General features: G+C 71.4%; 18 protein-coding genes. 8 read left to right on the forward strand and 10 right to left on the reverse strand.

Going from position 1 to position 17,787, the window contains the following annotated elements; genetic code table 11:
• Nucleotides 1–96 precede the first annotated feature (96 nt).
• The 4 genes from MFF64_RS27735 (at nt 97) to MFF64_RS27750 (ending at nt 3,983) form a co-directional block, all read left to right on the forward strand.
• Entirely contained in the window at nt 97–546 is a 450-nt protein-coding gene (locus MFF64_RS27735) for an RT0821/Lpp0805 family surface protein (protein ID WP_438823101.1), read from the forward strand.
• A 185-nt stretch (nt 547–731) separates the two neighbouring features.
• On the forward strand, nt 732–1,664 hold the full coding sequence (locus tag MFF64_RS27740) for a DnaJ C-terminal domain-containing protein (protein WP_099905831.1): 933 nt from the start codon (nt 732–734) through the stop codon (nt 1,662–1,664).
• A 160-nt stretch (nt 1,665–1,824) separates the two neighbouring features.
• Nucleotides 1,825–2,691, forward strand: a complete 867-nt coding sequence (gene fabI, locus MFF64_RS27745) for an enoyl-ACP reductase FabI (protein WP_099905835.1) — start codon at nt 1,825–1,827, stop codon at nt 2,689–2,691.
• A 68-nt stretch (nt 2,692–2,759) separates the two neighbouring features.
• Nucleotides 2,760–3,983 carry a pyrophosphate--fructose-6-phosphate 1-phosphotransferase gene (locus tag MFF64_RS27750; RefSeq protein WP_099905829.1) on the forward strand — a complete coding sequence of 408 codons (1,224 nt, stop codon included), beginning with the start codon at nt 2,760–2,762 and terminating at the stop codon, nt 3,981–3,983.
• 63 nt (nt 3,984–4,046) lie between these two features.
• Here the strand turns inward: MFF64_RS27750 and MFF64_RS27755 are convergent, their stop codons facing one another.
• Both MFF64_RS27755 and MFF64_RS27760 read right to left on the reverse strand, forming a co-directional pair.
• A complete protein-coding gene (locus tag MFF64_RS27755; protein WP_099905827.1) occupies nt 4,047–4,280 on the reverse strand; it encodes a hypothetical protein in 234 nt (77 codons plus the stop codon).
• Nucleotides 4,281–4,385: 105 nt separating this feature from the next.
• Nucleotides 4,386–5,267: a lytic transglycosylase domain-containing protein gene (locus tag MFF64_RS27760; protein WP_238192892.1), complete on the reverse strand. Its 882-nt coding sequence runs from the start codon at nt 5,265–5,267 to the stop codon at nt 4,386–4,388.
• A 124-nt stretch (nt 5,268–5,391) separates the two neighbouring features.
• Between MFF64_RS27760 and MFF64_RS27765 the strand changes: the two genes are divergently transcribed.
• Both MFF64_RS27765 and MFF64_RS27770 read left to right on the forward strand, forming a co-directional pair.
• Nucleotides 5,392–6,273, forward strand: a complete 882-nt coding sequence (locus MFF64_RS27765) for a methyltransferase domain-containing protein (protein ID WP_099905823.1) — start codon at nt 5,392–5,394, stop codon at nt 6,271–6,273.
• Nucleotides 6,270–6,623 carry a DUF427 domain-containing protein gene (locus tag MFF64_RS27770; RefSeq protein WP_238192893.1) on the forward strand — a complete coding sequence of 118 codons (354 nt, stop codon included), beginning with the start codon at nt 6,270–6,272 and terminating at the stop codon, nt 6,621–6,623. Before MFF64_RS27765 ends, MFF64_RS27770 begins: the two co-directional genes overlap by 4 nt.
• Nucleotides 6,624–6,626: 3 nt before the next feature.
• Here MFF64_RS27770 and MFF64_RS27775 read toward each other — a convergent pair whose 3' ends face one another.
• The 3 genes from MFF64_RS27775 to argJ are packed head-to-tail and all read right to left on the reverse strand — an operon-like array spanning nt 6,627 to nt 9,025.
• Nucleotides 6,627–7,043 (reverse strand): (deoxy)nucleoside triphosphate pyrophosphohydrolase, encoded by a 417-nt coding sequence (locus MFF64_RS27775; RefSeq protein WP_238192894.1) that lies wholly within the window; start codon nt 7,041–7,043, stop codon nt 6,627–6,629.
• Nucleotides 7,044–7,079: 36 nt separating this feature from the next.
• Nucleotides 7,080–7,787: an SIMPL domain-containing protein gene (locus MFF64_RS27780; protein ID WP_099906965.1), complete on the reverse strand. Its 708-nt coding sequence runs from the start codon at nt 7,785–7,787 to the stop codon at nt 7,080–7,082.
• On the reverse strand, nt 7,784–9,025 hold the full coding sequence (argJ, locus tag MFF64_RS27785; protein WP_099906963.1) for a bifunctional glutamate N-acetyltransferase/amino-acid acetyltransferase ArgJ: 1,242 nt from the start codon (nt 9,023–9,025) through the stop codon (nt 7,784–7,786). The genes MFF64_RS27780 and argJ overlap by 4 nt, the downstream gene beginning before the upstream one ends.
• A 323-nt stretch (nt 9,026–9,348) precedes the next feature.
• Between argJ and MFF64_RS27790 the strand changes: the two genes are divergently transcribed.
• Nucleotides 9,349–10,311, forward strand: coding sequence for a LysR family transcriptional regulator (locus MFF64_RS27790; protein WP_099906960.1), 963 nt, complete (start codon nt 9,349–9,351; stop codon nt 10,309–10,311).
• Nucleotides 10,312–10,357: 46 nt separating this feature from the next.
• The gene (locus MFF64_RS27795) at nt 10,358–11,041 is read left to right on the forward strand and encodes a 4'-phosphopantetheinyl transferase family protein (protein WP_099906958.1); all 684 of its coding nucleotides are present in this window, start codon (nt 10,358–10,360) and stop codon (nt 11,039–11,041) included.
• A 166-nt stretch (nt 11,042–11,207) separates the two neighbouring features.
• On the opposite strand, the gene MFF64_RS27800 is transcribed toward MFF64_RS27795, so the two are convergent.
• The 5 genes from MFF64_RS27800 to MFF64_RS27820 all read right to left on the reverse strand — a co-directional run bounded on the left by MFF64_RS27800 (nt 11,208) and on the right by MFF64_RS27820 (nt 17,762).
• Nucleotides 11,208–12,086: an RNA polymerase factor sigma-32 gene (locus tag MFF64_RS27800; protein WP_048452125.1), complete on the reverse strand. Its 879-nt coding sequence runs from the start codon at nt 12,084–12,086 to the stop codon at nt 11,208–11,210.
• 285 nt (nt 12,087–12,371) lie between these two features.
• A complete protein-coding gene (locus MFF64_RS27805; protein ID WP_099906955.1) occupies nt 12,372–12,959 on the reverse strand; it encodes a CarD family transcriptional regulator in 588 nt (195 codons plus the stop codon).
• Nucleotides 12,960–13,433: 474 nt separating this feature from the next.
• Nucleotides 13,434–13,772, reverse strand: a complete 339-nt coding sequence (gene fdxA / locus MFF64_RS27810; protein ID WP_048445664.1) for a ferredoxin FdxA — start codon at nt 13,770–13,772, stop codon at nt 13,434–13,436.
• A 165-nt stretch (nt 13,773–13,937) separates the two neighbouring features.
• A complete protein-coding gene (locus MFF64_RS27815) occupies nt 13,938–14,228 on the reverse strand; it encodes an RNA-binding S4 domain-containing protein (RefSeq protein WP_099906952.1) in 291 nt (96 codons plus the stop codon).
• 9 nt (nt 14,229–14,237) lie between these two features.
• The gene (locus MFF64_RS27820; protein WP_238192895.1) at nt 14,238–17,762 is read right to left on the reverse strand and encodes a helicase-related protein; all 3,525 of its coding nucleotides are present in this window, start codon (nt 17,760–17,762) and stop codon (nt 14,238–14,240) included.
• Nucleotides 17,763–17,787: the final 25 nt, after the last annotated feature.

Raw genomic sequence — 17,787 nt, forward strand, 5'->3', positions numbered from 1 at the left:
CGGGGGCGGGCCGGCATCGCATCCTCATGCGTCGCGGCGGACCGTCCGGTCGTGAGAACAGGTGTAATGCGTCGCGGTGCGTGTAAAGTCGGTTCGGTGACGCTCGGGCTCGTCGTTGCGGCGAGCGCCTTGGGCAGCGTCCTGGCGATCGGCGGCTGCAGTCAGCCGCTCATCATGTTCGCGCCTCAGGTCGATACGGCGCCGCCGGAGCCGGAGAGCACCGGCAGCATCGAGCCTGCGGCGCCGAAGAGCTTCGGCCCGGACCTCTCCGGCGAGGATTGGCGCCGGGCGAAGGCAGCGCTCTCCGTGGCCCTGGATCCCCAGGGCAACGGCCAGCCGGTGAAGTGGGACAATCCGGACTCGGGCATGCGCGGCATGGTCAACCCGACCGGTTTGCCCTTCGTGAAGAACGACGAGATCTGCCGCGGCTTCCTGGCTTCGGTGATCGGGCCCGGCGGCAACCGCTTCGTGCGCGGCACCGGCTGCCGCCCCTCGGGTGGCGCCTGGGAGCTGAAGAGCCTGAAGGCGACGACGAAGCCGAGCTGAGCCGGGCGGCTCCGGAGGAATTGGCGCCGCCGCGGGAAGTGACGTAACCTGGCCGCTTCCTGCGCCGCCTGCGTTGCAATCCGGCAACACGGTCGCCAGATAGGGCTCACCTCTTTCACTCGGCGGCGTGGCCCCGGGCGGTCAAGCCCCGGGGCCGGTGCCGCTCGAATCGCCATCGGATCGCCATGCGCAACCCATACGACGTACTCGGCGTGAGCCGCTCGGCCGACGAGGCGGAGATCAAGAAGGCTTTCCGCAAGCTCGCCAAGGCCTACCACCCCGATCGCAACAAGAACGACGCCAAGGCGCAGGACCGCTTCGCCGAGGTCAACCAGGCCTACGAGATCCTGGGCGACGCCAAGAAGCGCGAGCAGTTCGACCGCGGCGCCATCGACGGCGAGGGCAAGCCCCGCTTCACCGGCTTCGAGGGCTTCGGCGGCGGCGCCGGTCGTGGCGGCGGGGCCGGGTTCGACTTCGAGTCGATGGCCCGCGGCCGCGGCGGGGCCGGCGGCGCGGGTGCCGGTGGGTTCGGCGAGGACATCTTCTCGCACCTGTTCGGCGAGGCGTTCCGCTCCGCCGGCGGGCCCGGGCGCGCCGCACCCCAGAAGGGCGAGGACGTCGCGGCCGAGCTGACCGTCACCCTCGACCAGGTCGCGGGCGAGGCCAAGTTGCGCCTCAACCTCCCGAGCGGTCGCGAGGTCGACGTGGTGGTGCCCAAGGGCGTGGTCGACGGGCAGGTGATTCGCCTGCGCGGCCTCGGCTATCCGGGCGCCCACGGCGCCGATCCGGGCGACGCGCTGCTCACCATCCGGTTCGCTGCCGATTCCCGCTTCCAGATCGAGGGCTCGGACCTGCGCACCACCGCCGAGGTTCCGCTCGAGGACGCGATCCTGGGCGGACCGATCCGGGTCCAGACCCTGACCGGCGCCGTCGAGATGAAGATTCCCGCCATGACCAGCTCGGGCCGTGTCTTCCGCCTGCGCGGCAAGGGCCTGCCGAAGAAGGACGGCACCCGCGGCGACCTGATGGCCACCATCGCGGTCACCCTCCCGGCCAATGCCGACGAGGCCCTGACCGAGTTCGCCCGCAAGCGCCGGGCCGCAACCGCGACGAGCTGAGCCCGCGGGCGTCCGCGGCTTTACCGGAGCCGGCGCACTTCCGTCGCCCGCGGGCGTCGGTTAAGGAAGCCGCTGGGGAGCCATGCACGGCCGGGTCCACCCGGCCGCCACCGGCCTCCCGTGGCGGCTGTTCTTTGGGTGACTCATGGCTGACTCGAACCTGGCTGACTCGAACCGGGCACAGGTACAGGATGACGGGCAGGCCGCATCCCCCAAGGCCGGACTTCTCGCCGGCAAGCGCGGCCTCGTGCTCGGCGTCGCCAACAACCGCTCGATCGCCTGGGGTATCGCCCGCAGCGCGCGCCAGCACGGCGCGGAGCTGGCCTTCACCTATCAGGGCGAGGCCCTGAGGAAGCGCGTCGAGCCGCTCGCCCGCGAACTCGATGCCGTCGTCGTCGGCCATTGCGACGTCACCGACCCGGCCTCGATCGACGCGGCCTTCGAGGCCACCGGCCGGCACTTCCCCGACGGGATCGACTTCGTCGTCCACTGCATCGCCTTCTCGGACAAGGACGAGCTGACGGGCCGCTATCTGGAGACGAGCGAGGCGAACTTCACGAAGTCGCTGTTGATCTCCTGCTACTCGTTCACGGCGGTCGCGCAGCGCGCCGAGAAGCTGATGCGCAACGGTGGCTCGCTGCTCACGCTGACCTATTACGGCGCCGAGAAGTGGATGCCGCACTACAACGTGATGGGCGTCGCCAAGGCGGCCCTGGAAGCCTCGGTGCGCTACCTCGCGGCCGATCTCGGGCCGCAGAAGATCCGCGTCAACGCGATCTCGGCCGGCCCGATCAAGACGCTCGCCGCCTCCGGCATCGGCGATTTCCGCTACATCCTGAAGTGGAACGAGTACAACGCTCCCTTGCGGCGCACGGTGACCATCGACGAGGTCGGCGAGACCGCCGCCTACCTGATCTCCGACATGTCCCGCGGCATGACCGGCGAGATCCTGCACGTCGATGCCGGCTACCACGTCGTCGGCATGAAGAATCCCGAGGCGCCGGACCTCAGCCTCGACAAGGATTGAGCGTTCGGGACTGGACCGACGGGCTCAGTGGCCCAATGTGGGCCTCGCGTCGTCAAGCGGAGCCCACCATGCCCACCCAGAAGATCGCCATGCTCACCGCCGGCGGCCTCGCCCCCTGCCTGTCGGCCGCGGTCGGCGGGCTGATCGCCCGCTACACCGACCTCGCGCCCGAAGCCGAGATCATCGGCTATCGCAGCGGCTACAAGGGCCTGCTCCTGGGCGACCACCTGCCCGTCACTCCGCAGGTGCGGGCAAAGGCCGATGTGCTCCTGCGCCACGGCGGCTCGCCCCTCGGCAACAGCCGGATCAAGCTCACCAACGTCAAGGATTGCGTGAAGCGCGGCCTCGTCAAGGAGGGCCAGGATCCGCTCAAGGTGGCGGCCGAGCAGCTCGCCCGCGATCAGGTCACGATCCTGCACACGATCGGCGGCGACGACACCAACACCACGGCGGCCGATCTCGCGGCCTATCTCGAGGCGAACGGCTACCACCTGACGGTGGTCGGCCTGCCGAAGACCATCGACAACGACGTGGTACCGATCCGCCAGACGCTGGGCGCCTGGACGGCGGCGGAGCAGGGGGCGATCTTCGCCGAGAACATCGTCAACGAGCAGAGCGCCAACCCGCGCATGCTGATCGTCCACGAGATCATGGGCCGCAAATGCGGCTGGCTCACCGCCGCGACGGCCCGGGCCTATCGCGAGCGCCTGGACCGCACCGCCTTCCTGCCGGAATTCGGGCTCGACCGGGCGCACAAGGAGGTGGACGCGGTCTACCTGCCGGAGATGCCCCTCGACATCGAGCGCGAGGCCGCGCGGCTTAAGGAGCGGCTCGACGCCAAGGACTGCGTCACGATCTTCCTGAGCGAGGGCGCCGGCCTCGACGAGATCGTGGCCGAGATCGAGGGGCGCGGCGAGGTGCTGGGCCGCGATCCGTTCGGCCACGTCAAGATCGACACGGTCAATGTCGGCAAGTGGTTCGCCGATCGCTTCGCGCCGATGATCGGGGCGGAGAAGACCCTGGTGCTGAAGTCGGGCCATTTCGGCCGCTCGGCCGCGCCGAACCCGGACGACCTGCGGCTGATCCAGGGCATGGTCGACCTCGCGGTCGAGTGTGGCCTGAAGGGCGTCTCCGGCGTGATCGGCCACGACGAGGACCAGGGCGGCCGCCTGCGCGCGATCGAGTTCCCGCGCATCCGCGGCGGAAAGGCCTTCGATCCGACGGCGCCGTGGTTCGCCGCGCTGCTGGCCCAGATCGGTCAGGACCAGATCGGCCGAGATCCGCGACCCTGAGGCCGCAGGCGTCGAGGAGAGCCGGCGCCCCTGGCCCCGGCTCTCTGTTACTCTAGGTGAGAGTCACGATCCCGTCGCGTCGAGCACCGACGCGCCGCCGCCGGGCTCCGCCACCGGGGCCCGGCGGATGAAGGGGAGGACGTTTCCGGTGGTCGCGGTCGGCCCCGCTTCGGCGCGAACCCGCTGATTCCCCATCGCGAACGACATCCAGCGCACCACCTTGCCGTCGCTGTGACGTGCAAGATGCCGCTCGACCCGTCTCCGCGCCCACCGGGGTACGCCATCGCCGAACTTCATGGGGCTTCCCTCCCTGCTCGCCCGCCACGCGACCGATGTCGCCTTGTGAACGAAACAGGGGCGGTCCCCCCTGTCATCACCCATTTGGGTGACGTGGCGCCAACCTCAGGTTTTCAGCACGATGCAGGCGCCGCCGACGCCGCGGATGCGGCCGCACAGGGCCTCGGCGCTGGCGCGGGTCTCGGAGGGCACGCGGATGCGGTAGAAGGCCCGGGTGCCGCGGTGGCGCAGCCGCGTGCCGATGATCATCGGGCGCACGTCGCCGAGGATCGCGGCGTAGCGGTCGCGGGCTCGGCCGAAGCTCGCCAGCGCGATCGACTTCGAGAAGTTGCCGGCGAGCTGGACGCCCCAGGGCGCGAGCGCCGCCGCAGTCTCGGCGAAGAACGTCTCGGTGCGGCCGCGGATGCGCAAGGCGGCCGTGACCTGCAGGCAGCGGGTGCCCTCGGGCTCGGAGAGGTCGGTGCGCGGGTCCTCCTTGGCGGCGGCGGCCCAGTCCTCGGCACTGCGCCCGGTGATCGCCGCGACGTAGGCGCGCGTCTCGGCCGGCAGGCCGCCGGTGCCGGCGAGCCAGGCCGAGACGCGGCCTGGCCCGCCGTTATAGGCCGCCGCTGCGAGGCCGAGATTGCCGAAGCGCCCGCGCAGGTCGATCAGGAACCGCGCCGCCGCCGGGATGGCCTGCTCGGGATCGAACGGATCGGCGAGGCCGCGCTCCTGCGCCGTGCCGGGCATGAACTGCGCCACGCCCTGGGCGCCGGCGCGACTGACCACGCCGGGCCGGAAGCTGCTCTCGCGCCAGATCAGGCGGGTCAGGAAGGCGACCGGCAGCCCCTTGGACTTGGCCGCCCCCTCGATCAGCCGGCACAGGGCCTGCTCGACGGTTTCTTCCTTGCTCTCGGCGGGGCCGGCCGGCGCGGGCGCCGCCGGAGCGGCAAAAGCCGGGGCGGCGAGGGTCAGGGCGAGGAGGAGGGGGAGTGCGATGCGGGTCACGGGTGCACCTTTACCGCGATTCGCTGAACGATTCGGCAAGGTGTGATCGTCGCGGGGGTGTTTCAGGTCCGCGCGAGGCGTGAGGCCCTGGCGCCGGGTACAGACCCGCGCCATCTAGCGGGCGATGTCCTCGCCGCTCCTGTTCGACTCCGCCCTCATCCGCCAGCGCCTCGCGCGCGCCCGCCGCACCGGCTTCGCCGATTTCCTGGTCGCGCGGGCGGTCGACGACCTGTCGGACCGCCTCGGCGCGGTGCTGCGGAAGTTTCCGCGCGCCCTCGACTTCGCCACCCCGGTGCCGGCGGCGGCGACCTGGCTTCGGCTGAGCGGCCGGGCCGGCGCCGTCACGCGCCTCGCCCCGGTGCCCGAGCCGGCCAGTCCCGGCCTCGCGGTCGCGGTCGGCGACCCGGAGGCGCTGCCCTTCGCGGATCGCAGCTTCGACCTCGCGGTGTCGCTGCTCGCGCTCCAGCACGCCAACGACCTGCCGGGCGCCCTGGTCCAGGTCCGCCGGGCGCTGAAGCCCGACGGGCTGTTCGTCGGCTGCCTGCTCGGCGGGCGCACGCTGACGGAGCTGCGCCAGGTCCTTACCCAGGCCGAGAGCGAGGTCGAGGGCGGGGTGAGCCCGCGGGTCGCCCCCTTCGCGGAGGTGCGCGACCTCGGCGGGCTGCTCCAGCGTGCCGGTTTTGCCCTGCCGGTCACCGATGTCGAGACCCTGACGGTCCGCTACGGCGACCCGTTCGGGCTGATGCGCGACCTGCGTGCCATGGGGCTCACCAACGCCCTGCGGGAGCGCCGCGGGACCTTGCGCCGCGAGACCCTGATGCGCGCCGCCAGCCTCTATGCCGAGCGCTTCGCCGATCCGGACGGGCGCCTGCGCGCGACCTTCGAGCTGATCTGGCTCTCGGGCTGGGTGCCGCACGAGAGCCAGCAGAAGCCGTTGCGCCCGGGCAGTGCCCAGGCGCGGCTGGCCGACGCCCTCGGCACCGTCGAACGCAAGGAGCCGTCATGACCGATCATCCGATCACGATCACGCCGAACCCGCACCGCATCCGCGTGATGCTCGGCGGCACGATCGTCGCCGAGACCACCCGGGCGCTCACCTTGCGCGAGGGCGGCCTGCCGCCGGTGCAGTACATCCCGCGGGAGGATGCCGAGATGGATCTCTTCGACCGCACCGAGCACCGCACGCACTGCCCGCACAAGGGCGATGCGAGCTACTACTCGCTCACGGCCGGCGGGGTCGAGCGGGCGAACGCGGTGTGGACCTACGAGGCGCCGTTCCCGGCGGTATCGGCGATCGCCGGATATCTGGCATTCTACCCGAACAAGGTCGACGCGATCGAGGAATTCACGGATTGAGCATCACGGCCCGAGCAGATCGACGATCGCCGGCAGCAGCGGCAGGTCGGCCGGAGGCATCGGGTAGCTCGCGAGGTCGCGCGGGCGCACCCATTTGAGCGCCTGCCCCTCCCGCGACTGCACGAATCCGTCCCAGCGCCGGCAGACATAGAGCGGCATCAGGAGGTGGAAGGTCTCGTAGGCGTGGCTGGCGAAGCTGAGAGGCGCCAGGCAGTCTGCCTTCACGGCGATGCCGAGCTCTTCCGCGAGTTCGCGGATCAGCGTCTCCTCCGGGCGCTCGCCGGGCTCGATCTTGCCGCCCGGGAACTCCCACAGGCCGGCGAGCTGCTTGCCGGGCGGGCGCTGCGCCAGGAGCACGCGCCCGTCCGGGTCGACGAGGGCGACCGCCACCACGAGGAGGAGCTTGAGGGGTTCGGTCATGCGGGGCGGCTCGCCTGAGGGGGGAAGTCGCGCCCGTCAGGGCGCGACCTGATACGTGACCTCGACGGCGGCCTCGACCGCGAGGGTGCCGGGCTCGATCGGGACGGCGACGCCGCCGGGCGCCGCCTTGGCGGCGAAGGCGCGAGCGTGCATCGGTGCCGGCGCATTTTCCCGCGGCGGCGAGACGATGCTCTCGAGGCGGCCGAGGCGGGTGCCGGCCGCTTCGGCCAGGGTCTCGGCCTGGCGCCGCGCGTCCCGCACCGCGTCGGCCCGGACGGCGTTCTCCGTCTGGCCGGGATCCGACAGCCCGAAGGCGACGCCGCCGATCCGGTCGGCCCCGCCATCGAGCAGGCGGCGCATCAGGGCACCGAGGCGCTTGAGGTCGCGCACCCGCACCGAAACGGCGTTGGTGGCCTGGTAACCGTCGGGCACGTCCCGCATCTGCCCGCCGGGGTCGCGCACCGTCTTGCTGGCGGGGCGCAGGGACACGGCCGCCGTGGCGATGTCGGGACCCGCGATGCCGAACTCGCCGGCGAGCTCCACCACCTTGCGGGCCGCCGTCGAGTTCTGGTCGAGGGCCGCCGCCGGGTTGGGGCCGCGGCTCTCCACCGCGACCTCCACGGTGGCGAAGTCCGGCGGCACCTCCCGGCTCGCCCGGCCGATGACGCTGATCCGTCCGGGGGGCTCGTCGGCGAGAGCGGGCCCCGCCAGGACGAGCGCCAGGAGGAAGGGGGCCGCCCTCACGAGCGGTAATCCCCGTTGATCTCGACGTACGCCTTGGTGAGATCGCAAGTCCAGACCCGGGCGGTGCCGGCGCCGAGGCCGAGATCGACCCGGATGGTAACCTCGTCGCCGCGCATCGCCGCGGACGCCGCCTCCTCGTCGTAGCCGGCATCGCGGGCGCCCTCGACGGCGACGCGCACGTCGCCGAACCAGATCGCCAGCCGGTCGCGGTCGGCCGGCTCGCCGGCCTTGCCGACCGCCATCACCACCCGGCCCCAATTGGCGTCCTCGCCCGCCACCGCAGTCTTCACCAGCGGCGAGTTGGCGATCGACATCGCGATCCGGTGGGCGGAGGCGTCGTCGGTCGCACCGCCGACCTCGACGGTGACGAACTTGCGCGCGCCCTCGCCGTCGCGGGCCACCAGCTGGGCGAGCTCGATCAGGAGGTCGTCGAGTCCTTCCGCGAACGCGGCGAGGCCCGGATCCTCGGCCGACGTAACCGGAGCGTTGCCGGCCTTGGCGGTGGCGAACAGCATCAGGGTGTCGGAGGTCGAGGTATCGCCGTCGACGGTGCAGCAATTGAAGCTCTTCGCCACGCCGCGAGTGAGCAGCGCCTGCAGCACCTCCGCCGGCAGGTCGGCATCGGTGAACACGAAGGAGAGCATCGTCGCCATGTCGGGGGCGATCATGCCGGCGCCCTTGGCGATGCCGTTGATCGTCACGTCGACCCCGCCGAGCCGCACCCGGCGGGTGGCGAGCTTCGGGAAGGTGTCGGTGGTCATGATGGCGCTGGCGGCTTCCGTCCAGCGCTCGGCGCCCTCGCCGGTGCGACCGGCGCACTCGGCCAGCACGCCGTCGAACTTGGTGGCGTCGAGGGGCTCGCCGATCACGCCGGTCGAGGCGATGAAGACCTCGCCCGGCGCACAATCCGCCGCCTTGCCGGCGATCTCGGCGGTGAGGCGCACCGAGTCACGGCCCTTGAGGCCCGTGAAGGCGTTCGCGTTACCGGAATTGACCACGAGCGCCCGGGCCGACTTTTCGCCGCGCAGGGTCTCGCGGCACCAGTCGACGGCCGCCGAGGGGCATTTCGAGCGGGTGAAGACGCCGGCGGCCCGGGTGCCGGGGTCGAGCAGGACCAGCAGCACGTCGGTGCGGCCGCGATAGCGGATGCCGGCCTGCGCGGTGGCGAGGCGCACGCCGGCGATCGGCGGCAGGGCGGGCTGGTGCTTGGGCGCGAGCGGCGAGACGGGGTGAGACATGCGGGACTCCGGTCCGCCGACGCCTCGTCGTCCGCGTCGGCGCGGCGGTGTTGCCCCGCGAAGGCGCCCTGCGTCAACTGGCCGGAGCCTCGACCGTGAGGTCGGTTGTATGTTCGGTTGTGCATGCCCGAGTTGAGAAGCCGGCTCCGCGTCCGTCGCACGGGCGGCCCGCTGGGACAGGCGGGCGCAAATCTGTTTTCCAGGCACGAGCTGACGCAGGGACGGGACGGAGTTCCATTATCTAGAGTTGCACCTTATTATCTAGAGGATCAGGCTCGGGAGGCGCGGCCGCGCCTCCCCGTCCGCCGCCCGGAGGTTCCCGCTTGGCCCACCCGCAAGTCCTTCGCGACATGGCGCTCTTCGTCGAGGTCGCGAAAAGGAAGAGCTTCAGCCAGGCCGCTGTGGCGCTCGACGTGCCGATCTCCTCCCTCTCCCGGCGCATCACCCAGTTCGAGACCTCGATCGGCTTGCGCCTGCTCGACCGTACCACCCGCAAGCTGGTGCTGACCCCGCACGGCGAGGCCTATTACGAGCAGGCGACCCGCCTGGTGGAAGAGGCGCAGCGCACCTTCGACGAGCTGATCGCCCAAGCGAAGGGGCCGAGCGGCCTCCTCAAGATCGCGGCGCCGCCCGATCCCTGGGTGCTTCACCATCTCTCGGCCGTCGCGGGAGAGTACGCGCGCCGCTACGCCCAGGTGCGGGTGCATCTCGACCTCTGGCCCCATCTCGTCGACCTCGCCCAGGACGGCTACGACCTGGCGCTCGCCGTCGGGGCGCCGCGGGAGACGTCGATGATCACCCGCAAGGTGGCGCAGCTCGAGACCTGCCTGTTCGCTGCGCCCGCCTACCTCGACCGGACCGGACGGCCCGAGAGCCCGACCGACCTCGCGCAGCATCAGACGGTCATGGTGGGCCCGCCGACCGCGTCGAGCACCTGGACGCTGGAGAGGGACGACGACACGGTCTCGGCCCCCGTCGGCCGCGCGGTCTCCAGCAACAGCCAGGGCATGGCCCGGCGCCTGGCCACGTCGGGGTACGGCATCGGTCTCCTGCAGGCGATCGACGCCGAGCAGGATGTGGAAGCCGGTCGCCTGGAGCGGGTGCTGCCCGGGTGGCGCGGCCTCCCGAGCCCGGTCTACATCGTCACGACCTCGCGGCTGCTACCGGCAAAGACTCGCAGCTTCATCGCCTTCGCCTCGCGCCAGCTCGCCGAGCAGCTGACGCCCCGCGGCATCGCCCTGGACGAGGCCGAACTCGCCGCCCTGTACGACCTGGAGGAGGCGTGACGCATACGGGCCGCCCGTGCTTTAGCTCGGTGGACGGGGGGGCGACGTGACGACACTCTCGGATCTCGTGTTCACGGGCGGCGCGCTGGCGGTGGCGGCGCCGGCCGTTGCGGTGGCCACCCTGCCGGCGGAGCGCCTGAGCCTGCCGCCGGACGAGGCCGTGCGCATCGCCCGCTTCCGGCAGGCGCAGGACCGTCACGAGCGGGCGGCGGCGCATGGATTGCTCCGCCACCTGCTCGCGCCCTGGCTCGGCCACGACCCGACCGGGATCGTCCTGGCGCGGGATGCGGGCGACCGGCCGTTCCTGCCCGGGGTGCCGGGCCTCGACCTGAATCTCAGCCACGGCGCCGGTTGGGTCGCGGTCGGGCTGTCGACCTCCGGCCGGATCGGCGTCGATGTCGAGGGCGCAGCCCGACCGGTCGACTGGGATGGGATAGCACCGGTGTTCCTGCACCCAGCCGAACTTGCCGCCTATCGCGGCCTGCCGGCCGGCGCACGGCCGCGCCGGGCGCTGGAATTCTGGTCGGTCAAGGAGGCCTGCCTGAAGGCGACCGGCGAGGGCTTGGTCGCCGAGCCCCGCTCGATCTGGTTGACGCCGGACGGTGCAGCCTGGCGCTTGGCGCGGGCGGGCCTGTCGCTGCGGGCGGCGTCGCGGGTTCTCCCGGACGGGGCCCGGTTCGCCTGGGCGGTGGAGGAGGGCGTGGGGGTGACGGTCGTAGTGGAGAACTGATCGAGGAGATCACTCGACGTGCGTTGCGGTGATGTTCCTTCTCGCCAGCGAACGCTCACCTGATCTGCATTGAAGAATGGCTACTCGCCGGGTCATTCCGGGGTCGCGAAGCGGGGCCCGGAATGACATGGAGTGCGTCAAAACTTCAGGACAGAGATCAAGGGACTCAGACGTAAGCGCTCATGCCGGCATTCGACTGCGGGAAGCGCTCGGCCAAGGCGCGGCGCAGCTTCTCGAGGGCGCGATTCTCAATCTGGCGCACCCGCTCCTTGGAGATGCCGAGGCGATGGCCCAGCGCTTCCAGGGTTGCCTGATCCTCGGCGAGACGCCGCTCGTGCAGGATGCGCAGCTCGCGCTCGGAGAGCACGGTGAGCGCCTGGCGCAACCAAGTCAGCCGCCGCTCGCCATCGACGGCGTCTGAGACGGTCTCGTCGGGCAGGGGCGAGGTGTCGACCAGGAAGTCGACACGCTCGGCCGAGGCTTCGCCGTCGTCGCCGACCGGGGCGTTGAGCGACATGTCCGGGCCCGAGAGGCGGGCATCCATCAGCGCCACGTCCTCGCGGGAGACGCCGATGGCGGTGGCGATGCGGCGGTGGATCTCGTCGCCGACGCGCTCGTCGGTCGATTGCATCAGCCGGGCACGCAGCCGACGGAGGTTGAAGAACAGGGCCTTCTGGGCCGAGGAGGTGCCGCCGCGCACGATCGACCAGTTGCGCAGGATATAGTCCTGGATCGAGGCCCGGATCCACCAGGTCGCGTAGGTCGAGAAGCGAACGTCCCGCTCGGGCTCGAAGCGGGCGGCGGCCTCCATCAGGCCGACATGGCCTTCCTGGACCAGGTCAGCCATCGGCAGGCCGTAATGGCGAAAGCGGCCGGCCAGGGCGATCACGAGCCGCATATGAGCGGAGATCAGACGGTGCAGGGCCTGCTCGTCACGCTCGTCCTTCCAGCGCACCGCGAGGCCGCGCTCTTCCTCCCTCTCGAGGAAGGGGGCATCCATCGCAACTCGCACGAACTGCCGACGTATGCCTGCGATTTCCGCCATCCCCGCCTCCGCCGCTGTGGTGAGCGCTGTGTGTCGCGATGAGGCGGAAGCGCAGCATGATGCGCGCCCGTTACACCGCAAGGCCTGCGACAACGGCGGGATCCCCTCGTCGGTTCCCGCATTGCGAAAAAATCGCCGGTGGCACGATTCTTTGGCGGGCGCAGCGCTTCGCGAGCTGGTTCAGGGGCATCCAAGGTGGGAACCGGACCGTCGGGAGCGGGGTCACGAACGCGAAAGCCCGGCACGATGGCCGGGCTTTCGTTCGTCTCGGACAGTGCTGGAGGCTCAGGCGGCCTCGGCCTCGTCCTGCAGGTCCTCGCCATCGGCCTCGGCCTCGGCGCCCTTGGCCCGGCGGGGCGACTTGGCGAGGCTCTGCTCGATCAACTTGAGCGACTCGGTGTCGGTGATGCGGTTCACCGCTGCGATCTCGCGCACCACCCGGTCGAGCGCCGCCTCGTAGAGCTGGCGCTCGGAATAGGACTGCTCGGGCTGGGCATCGGACCGGAAGAGGTCGCGCACCACCTCGGTGACGGCGATCAGGTCGCCGGAATTGATCTTCGCCTCGTATTCCTGGGCCCGGCGCGACCACATGGTGCGCTTCACCCGGGCGCGGCCGGTGAGCACGTCGAGCGCCTTCTTGACCAGCTCCGGCTCGGCGAGCTTGCGCATGCCGACCGAGTTCGCCTTGGCGGTCGGGACCCGCAGGACCATCTTGTCCTTCTCGAACGACACCACGAACAGCTCGAGCTTGTAGCCGGCGATCTCCTGCTCCTCGATGGCCGTGATGCGGCCGACGCCGTGAGCCGGATACACGATCGCTTCGCCGGTCTTGAAGCCCTGCCGGGCGGCTGTCGTCTTCTTGGCGGTCGTCATGCGGGGGTGGCCTCCAGGTCACCGTTCGCGGCAATGTCCGCGACCGGATCATTCATCCGGGTCAGGGCGCCCGGCGAAAAATACGCGCCTGCCGGACGTCCCGAGGGGCGCCCGTCAGTCCCTGTCAAACCATAGCTAAGGAACGTCCGAACGCGCTGCGGACCGCATTAGATCCACCTCGGCTGATCGCATGCCGCCTCGTCCCATCGAAAAATTCCCGCTCGGTGGACGAAGGCTGCACGTCGGACGCAAGCGACGGCAATCAGGAACCTAGCACGAAGAGGCCTGAAAATCAAAAAAATTCAGGCGCCCGGCATGGCTGCGCGGGCACCTTGCACCATGTTTCACCAGCTTGGCTGGCCGATCGCAGACCCGCCATGCGATCCCGGCAGGGATCGCGACAGATGGGAGCTGATCCCTGCCGGGATCGCAACGCAGCAGCAACCGAACCCGGTCGGATCGCGCGCGATCCGCTCAGTCGCCCGAGCCGGGATTGGCCGAGAAATGGGCCTCGAACTTGCCGGGCTTGCCGTCCCACTCCTTGGCGTCGGCCGGCGCGGCCTTCTTCTGGGTGATGTTCGGCCAGCTCTTCGCCATGTCGGCGTTGAGCTTCAGCCAGCTCTCCAGGCCCGGCTCGGTGTCGGGCTTGATCGCCTCGGCCGGGCATTCGGGCTCGCACACGCCGCAATCGATGCACTCGTCCGGCTGGATGACGAGCATGTTCTCGCCCTCGTAGAAGCAGTCGACCGGACACACCTCCACGCAGTCCATGTACTTGCACTTGATGCAGTTGTCGGTGACGACGTAGGTCATGGGCTGGTGAAACCTCGCAGCCAGGGAAGGGCGCTCGCGCGCGGCGCCCGGGCGTATGGGGCGGGCCTTAGACCCGGGCGGGCGGGCTTGCAAGCCGCCCTATGGGGGGCAGCGTTGCGTAACCGGGAAGCGTCGCCTTCGCGTCACGCTTTCGCGGCGGACCGGTCAGCCCGCCTCGTCGGGCGACGCGTTCGCCGAGAGGTCGGCGTAGAGCAGCCGGGCCTCCGGCGCCGGGCCCCGCCGCTCGCCCAGATCGAGCACCCGCACCGCCGCGGTGACGTGCTGGGCCGCGACCGTGATCACGTCGCCCACCGCCACGGCCTTAGACGGGGCATCGGCCCGCTGGCCGTTCACCCGCACGAAGCCGTCCTCGATCAGCCGCGCGGCGAGGGAGCGCGTCTTGGCGAAGCGCGCGAACCACAGCCACTTGTCGAGGCGCTGCCGGTCCGCGCGCATGGCTCGCAGTCAGCGCTTGTCGCCGTCCCTCGCCTCCATCTGCGCCTTGAGGGCGAGAAGCTTGGCGAAGGGGGAATCCGGGTCCGGGGCGCGCTCGCGCCGGGGCGGCCGGGCGTCGTGCATGCCGCCGTTGCGGGGAGCGCCGTCGCGCCGGTCCTGCGGGGGACGACCACCCTCGCGCCCGCCCGGATGCGGCCCGCGCGGCGGACGGCCGTCGCGGCGGCCCTCGCCCCGGTTCTCACCGCCGCGGCTCTCGAAGCGGTTCTCGGGCCGGCCTTCCCCGGCGGGGCGGTTCTCGCCACGATGCTCGCCCTGGCGCCGGTCACCCCAGCGCTGGCCGTCCCGCGGGCTTCCACGATGGGCGCGCTGCTCGGCCGCCGCACCCTCGCCGCCCTCCGGACGCTGAAAACCGCTGCGCGGGCGACCGTCGCGCTGGCCCTCGCGCTGCGGGCCGTCCTGCGGCCGGCCGCGGCCCTGGTGACGTGGCGCGTGGCCCCGCTGGTGGCGATGCATCCGCCACACGTCGATGACGATCGGCTCCGCCGGCGCGGCGGGCTCGCCCGCGGCCTCGGCGGTCTCCGCCGTCGCGATCTCGCCGGAGACGGCAGCCTCGGTACCCGCAGCCTCCGTGCCCTCGGCGGCCGTTTCGCCCGCCCCGGCCTGCGCGACCGGTGCGGCATCGGCAGCCTCGGCTTCCACCGGGGCCGGCTCCTCGGATGCGGGCGCCTCGACCGGCACGTCCTCGACCACGGCATCTTCAGCCGGAGCGTCGTGAGCCGCTGCGTCCTGAGCTGTCGCGCCCTGAGCTGTCGCGTCCTGGGCCGTCGCCGCAGGCTCGACCGCCTCGGCCTGGACCGGCTCTGCGGCCGGGATCTCGTCGGCAGCAGCCTCGTGCTGCGCGGCCTCCTCGGCCTGCGCACTGTCGTCCGGCGCCACCTCGGCGGTCACGGCCTCGTCCGGCGTCTCGGACTGAGCGTCGGCGGTCTCGCCCGCCTCGGCCGAAGCCTCCGCGGGCTTCGCCTGCACCGGCACCGTCGGGGCGGAGGGGCGCAGCGGCACGGTGATGGCCGGGCCGGGGCGGCGGTCGACGACGTAGCCGAGCGACTTCAGGATCGAGGCGAAATCCTCGCCCGAGCAGCCGACCAGCGAGGTCATGCCGACGGTCGGCACGAAACCGTCCTTGTCGGCGGCGCCCGGAGGCGGCTCGCCGGGGGTGGTGCCGGGCACGTAGGCGATCGCCGGGCGGATCAGGTCGGCCAGGCGCTCCAGGATGTCGACGCGCACCGCCCGGCCGCCGCAGACCCGGAAGCCGGCGGCGCGGTAGAGGCCCTTGGCGATCTCGGGATCGACCGGCATCGAGGTGCGGCCGGAGCCGGCGAGATGCGCGATCTCGTCGAGGCCGCGCTGGTCGAGGCCGCCATTCTGCAGTGCCCAGAGCTGCGCCGCGAGGGTGCGGGGCGCGGGTTTCAGCAGCGCCGGCATGGTGATGTGGTAGGCGCCGAAGCGCACGCCGTGCTTGCGCAGGGCCGCGCGGCCTTCCTGGTCGAGGCTGCGCATCTCGTTGAGGACCTTGGCGCGCTCCAGCACGCCGAGCGCCTCCGCGACCTGGAAGCCGATGCCGCGAGCAAGGCCCGTCAGGTCGGCGGCGGTCTCGAGCTCGAGCGCCGGCCCGAGCAGGCGCACGATGTGAGCCTTGAGCCAGGCGTTGAGCCGGGTCTCGACCTTCTCGCGGGCCGCGCCCGTGAGCTGCTCGTCGGCGAGCAGGCGCAGGCCGGGGGCGTAGAGCTTCTCGCCCGGGACGAGCTTGGCGACCGGATTGCCGGTCCAGCGGATCGTGCCGTCGTTCGAGAGCACCAGCGCCGCGTCGGCCGCGGCGGCGAACCGGTCGGCCCGCGCCTCGATCTCGCTCGCCAGCGCCTTCTCGGCGGCGCTGCGCAGGGTCTTGGCTTCCTGGCCCTCGGCGCCGGGATCCGGCACGAACTGGAACCCGTGCAGATGGCCGACGTGCTGTCCCTCGACCGTCACGTCGCCGCCCGCGGTGATCTCAGCTTCCAACATGGTATTCTCTCTCAGGCGCCGCATCAGCACGCTGGTGCGCCGATCGACGAATCGACTCGCCAGCCGCTCGTGCAGGGCGTCGGACAGCCTGTCCTCTACCCGACGCGTCTCGCCCTGCCAATGCTCCGGGTCGGCGAGCCAGTCCGGACGGTTCGCCACGAAGGTCCAGGTGCGCACGTGGGCGATGCGCTGCGACAGGGCGTCGATGTCGCCGTCGGTACGGTCGACCATCGCGACGTGCTGGGCAAACCAGTCGACCGGGATCCGTCCGGCCATGCCGCGCATCAGGAAGCGGAAGAGCTGGGCGATGAGGTCGGCATGGGTCTGGATCGCGGATTTGCGGTAATCCGGCACGCCGCAGACCATCCAGAGCCGTTCCACCGCGCTGCGCGAGGTGGCGTAGTCGCGGATGTCGTCCTCCTTGGCGAGCAGATCGAGGGCGGCCTCGTCGTCACCGGTCGGCGCCCGGGTCAGGCCGCGCTCGGTCGGGTGCTCGGCGAGGCTGCGGCGCAGGGCGTCGACCGACCCGAAATCGAGGTCCGGGTTGCGCCATTGCAGCATCCGCAGCGGCTCGAAGGTGTGGCTCTCCAGCGCCTCGACCATCTCGGCCTCGAGGGCTGGGCAGCGGCCGGTGGTGCCGAAGGTGCCGTCGCGCAGGTGGCGCCCGGCTCTCCCTGCGATCTGCGCCATCTCGGAGGGGGAGAGGTCGCGAAAGCGCGTGCCGTCGTACTTGCGGTTCGACGCGAAGGCGACGTGGTCGACGTCGAGGTTGAGCCCCATGCCGACGGCGTCGGTCGCTACCAGGTAATCGACCTCGCCGGACTGGTAGAGCTCGACCTGGGCGTTGCGGGTGCGCGGCGAGAGGGCACCGAGCACCACCGCCGCCCCGCCGCGCTGGCGCCGCAGCAATTCGGCGATGGCGTAGACCTCCTCGGCCGAGAACGCCACGATGGCGCTGCGGTGCGGCAGGCGCGAGAGCTTGCGGCTGCCAGCGAAGCTCAGCTGCGACAGGCGCGGGCGGGTCGTGACGTGGATGCCCGGGATCAGCGCCTTGACCAGCGGCTCCATCGTCGCCGAGCCGATCAGCAGCGTCTCCTCGCGGCCGCGCTGGTGCAGCAGGCGGTCGGTGAAGGTGTGGCCGCGATCGCGGTCGGCGCCGAGCTGGATCTCGTCGATGCCGACGAAGTCGACGGTATTGTCCCGCGGCATCGCCTCGGCGGTGCAGATCCAGTAGCTCGGCCGGTTCGGCTTGATCTTCTCCTCGCCGGTGACGAGGGCGACCCGCTCGGGCCCGACCCGCTCGACAACGCGGTGATAGACCTCGCGGGCGAGCAGCCGCAGCGGCAGGCCGATCATGCCGGTCGGGTGGCCGAGCATCCGCTCGATGGCGAGGTGGGTCTTGCCGGTATTGGTAGGACCGAGCACCGCCGTGGCGCCGCGCAAGCGGGCCTGCGGTGAGAGGGAACGGCGCGTCATCGGGCTGGACAGACATCCTCGGGGC

Source organism: Methylobacterium frigidaeris, assembly GCF_022179185.1.
Taxonomy (GTDB): domain Bacteria; phylum Pseudomonadota; class Alphaproteobacteria; order Rhizobiales; family Beijerinckiaceae; genus Methylobacterium; species Methylobacterium frigidaeris.

Excerpts from the sequence above, each read along its gene's own strand:
- MFF64_RS27805 (WP_099906955.1), bottom strand. The coding sequence starts at position 12,959 with ATGACGACCGCCAAGAAGACGACAGCCGCCCGGCAGGGCTTCAAGACC.
- MFF64_RS27765 (WP_099905823.1), top strand. The coding sequence starts at position 5,392 with ATGTCCTCGCCGCTCCTGTTCGACTCCGCCCTCATCCGCCAGCGCCTC.
- MFF64_RS27775 (WP_238192894.1), bottom strand. The coding sequence starts at position 7,043 with ATGACCGAACCCCTCAAGCTCCTCCTCGTGGTGGCGGTCGCCCTCGTC.
- MFF64_RS27750 (WP_099905829.1), top strand. The coding sequence starts at position 2,760 with ATGCCCACCCAGAAGATCGCCATGCTCACCGCCGGCGGCCTCGCCCCC.
- MFF64_RS27755 (WP_099905827.1), bottom strand. The coding sequence starts at position 4,280 with ATGAAGTTCGGCGATGGCGTACCCCGGTGGGCGCGGAGACGGGTCGAG.
- argJ (WP_099906963.1), bottom strand. The coding sequence starts at position 9,025 with ATGTCTCACCCCGTCTCGCCGCTCGCGCCCAAGCACCAGCCCGCCCTG.
- MFF64_RS27815 (WP_099906952.1), bottom strand. The coding sequence starts at position 14,228 with ATGCGCGCGGACCGGCAGCGCCTCGACAAGTGGCTGTGGTTCGCGCGC.
- MFF64_RS27800 (WP_048452125.1), bottom strand. The coding sequence starts at position 12,086 with ATGGCGGAAATCGCAGGCATACGTCGGCAGTTCGTGCGAGTTGCGATG.
- MFF64_RS27740 (WP_099905831.1), top strand. The coding sequence starts at position 732 with ATGCGCAACCCATACGACGTACTCGGCGTGAGCCGCTCGGCCGACGAG.
- MFF64_RS27770 (WP_238192893.1), top strand. The coding sequence starts at position 6,270 with ATGACCGATCATCCGATCACGATCACGCCGAACCCGCACCGCATCCGC.
- fdxA (WP_048445664.1), bottom strand. The coding sequence starts at position 13,772 with ATGACCTACGTCGTCACCGACAACTGCATCAAGTGCAAGTACATGGAC.
- MFF64_RS27820 (WP_238192895.1), bottom strand. The coding sequence starts at position 17,762 with ATGACGCGCCGTTCCCTCTCACCGCAGGCCCGCTTGCGCGGCGCCACG.